This is a genomic window from uncultured Clostridium sp., from assembly GCF_934754915.1.
GTDB lineage: Bacteria > Bacillota > Clostridia > Clostridiales > Clostridiaceae > Clostridium.
The window spans coordinates 1-2509 of sequence record NZ_CAKVKB010000281.1 but is presented as its reverse complement, the minus strand read 5'-3'; the positions used below and the strand labels follow the sequence as shown (position 1 = coordinate 2509).

General features: G+C 31.3%; 4 protein-coding genes. All 4 read left to right on the top strand.

Going from position 1 to position 2509, the window contains the following annotated elements; genetic code table 11:
- A partial coding sequence (locus Q0F58_RS18850) for a hypothetical protein (protein WP_294379513.1) occupies positions 1-470 on the top strand: 470 nt, incomplete at its 5' end.
- Between the two features lie 68 nt (positions 471-538).
- Entirely contained in the window at positions 539-1021 is a 483-nt protein-coding gene (locus Q0F58_RS18845; RefSeq protein WP_294379511.1) for an SMI1/KNR4 family protein, read from the top strand.
- 222 nt (positions 1022-1243) lie between these two features.
- On the top strand, positions 1244-1879 hold the full coding sequence (locus tag Q0F58_RS18840; RefSeq protein WP_294379510.1) for an Imm43 family immunity protein: 636 nt from the start codon (positions 1244-1246) through the stop codon (positions 1877-1879).
- 35 nt (positions 1880-1914) lie between these two features.
- Positions 1915-2316, top strand: coding sequence for an immunity 22 family protein (locus Q0F58_RS18835; protein WP_004694791.1), 402 nt, complete (start codon positions 1915-1917; stop codon positions 2314-2316).
- Positions 2317-2509 lie beyond the last annotated feature (193 nt).

The following is a 2509-nucleotide window of genomic DNA, read 5'->3' as shown; positions in this document are numbered from 1 at the left end:
CTTTAGAAGATAAGATCTTTACTTTAAAACAGAATAATATAATGAAAAAAATGAAAGAAATTCATTTTTTAAATAATTTAATTTCAGATTCTGAAAAAATTATTCCATATCCACTCTCATGTGAAATAATAAATCGTACTTTTACCCCCTATAGAAATATAGAATTATCAAAAGAAAATTTTAGTTTATCGATAAAAAATGAAATATTAAAATTTCTTACACCAGAGGAAAATGATATTGCTTATGTATACTTTTATGGAGGAATAAATGATTCGGCTGAAATACCAATAGAATTATTCCCCTTGTTTATTATCAAAATAAAAAATATTAGCAATTGGCTAGAATTAATAAACAAACCTAATTTTTATTGTTTAAAATTATTTAGTCATAAAATAGATAAAGTTATCGATATATCTCTACTCGACAATGAGGAAGATGTGTTATCTATTTCTATTGGACTGAACGCTTAACTTTAAAAATAAATAAACTATTCCAGCAGAAGCAATCCTTTGCTTTGTATAACTTAAAGGAGTTTACCATGCTCAATTTTTATGATTGTGATAAAAATTTATCTGAAAACGATTTTAATGAAGTTGAAAAAAAACTAGAAGTATCTTTTCCATCTTCATTCAAGTCACATTACTTCAAATGGAATGGAGGTACTCCCAATCTTTCTTGTTTTGTCAATGATAATATTGATTATGACTATATTGAAATTCGCGACTTCATTCCAATGAAATATTCTAAGCCGTTTAAGGATGATCCAGATTTCACATTAGAAGGAAGAGCGATAAATGAATGGGATCTTAATGAGTTACCTAGGAATTTAATTCCTTTTGCTTTTGATTGGGGAGGTAATTACCTCTGTTTAGAAAAAAATAGTTGGCAAATTATTTATTATGTAAGGGACGTATGGAGTGAAAATATATCAAGGGAAGCTAATTTTGAAAAAAATTCAATTATTATAGCGAAATCATTTGATGAGTTTCTAAATTGTTTAGAAGAAAATCCTGATGATTAATAAACTGGCGTAGCGTCGTGTATATATAGTAAGTGTAGCAAGCCATAGCTCGTATGAAGCCTTCAATCTCGAAGGAGCAAGCCGTAGCCCTGACAAACCCTTCCGCCTTCAGAACCAGTTTGCTCCGAATACTCAAGAATGGATTTTCTTCTTGGCAGACACACCATTTAATTCCACAGGCAGTTTGGAAAGAAAACAAAACAATTATCTTAGGAGGGTATTATGAAAAAGTTATTAGTATGGGGATATGCTCTGCAGAGTATGGATAAAGTAGAAAAAATGGGGTTGCCACGAGTAAGTAGTGGAGTTCTAGGTATATCAGAGGAATTCAACCCTAAAAAAACGCATCCTGATTTTGACTTTCCCTGGAGTTGGTTCGTAAAGGGACAAGAAATCCCTCCAATGCCTGAACAAGTGTATGTATGCTTGAAAAAAGCCCGAGGTGTTACTTTTGATTTTCTTCCATATAATGATTTCTTTATCATGTCAGCGCGCTTTTTGGAATTTATAAAAAAATATGGATTTGACTATGAATTTGGTATGAGTAAAGCAATTATTGTCAATACAAAAGGTGAGTTATTGACGAATGAAGTCTATTATTTAGTAAGAATAGTTAATTGGGAAATTGAGGATGAAATTGTTTACCCAGATTTAGCATTAGATGAAGATGATTTTTCACTGGAGGCATATACTAATTCAGATAAGGATATTTTGTTGTCTACTAATCCCAATTATTCAGGAGCATTCATGGTATCAGAAAATTTAAAGGGTAAATTATTGGAAAAATTTTCTTTGCCTTTTCTTTATTCTTTGGAAGAGTGGAAGGAATTAAATAATTTAGACTTTTATTGGGATTAATAAAATATATAACATTTTGAATTATGAGGTATTATATGATTGAAACAACTAAAGATATGATTTCTGTGTGGATGGGGACATCTTTTAAAACACCTGATGAGTTTAATGAATATACAGATGGAATGGAGGACTCAGATTCTCATTGTCCAGCTTTTGCAGATTTTGGAGTTTCATTTATTGATTCTGATTATTTTGTGGCATTCCAGACAGATAATGGAGAAATTGTGCCAGTTGAAGTGTTAGCAGAAGAAGTTGGGGCACACTCCAATAAAGTTATAAAAGATATTGTGAAAGTAGCAAAAGAGAAAGGAATAAATGAAGGTAATTCTTTATATTACTATTCTAATGCAACATTTTATGAGGAAAATCCAGGTAAACTTTACAATGATTTGAAGTTTATAGGAACTTTCAAAGACCCAAGAAAAAAATATCGCTAGTGATAGTGAAACATTAGTCAGGATAATGGCCGTCTGAAAGTTGTTTTTTCAGATGGCCTTAAATAATTAGATTAACGGCAATCTGATGGTTGCACCATCGACTACGCCTACGACCCGTTCGGAGAGATTGGATTAGGGACACAGTATGAATTACCAAAATCTGTTAAATCATATAGCATCTGGGCATCTGGAA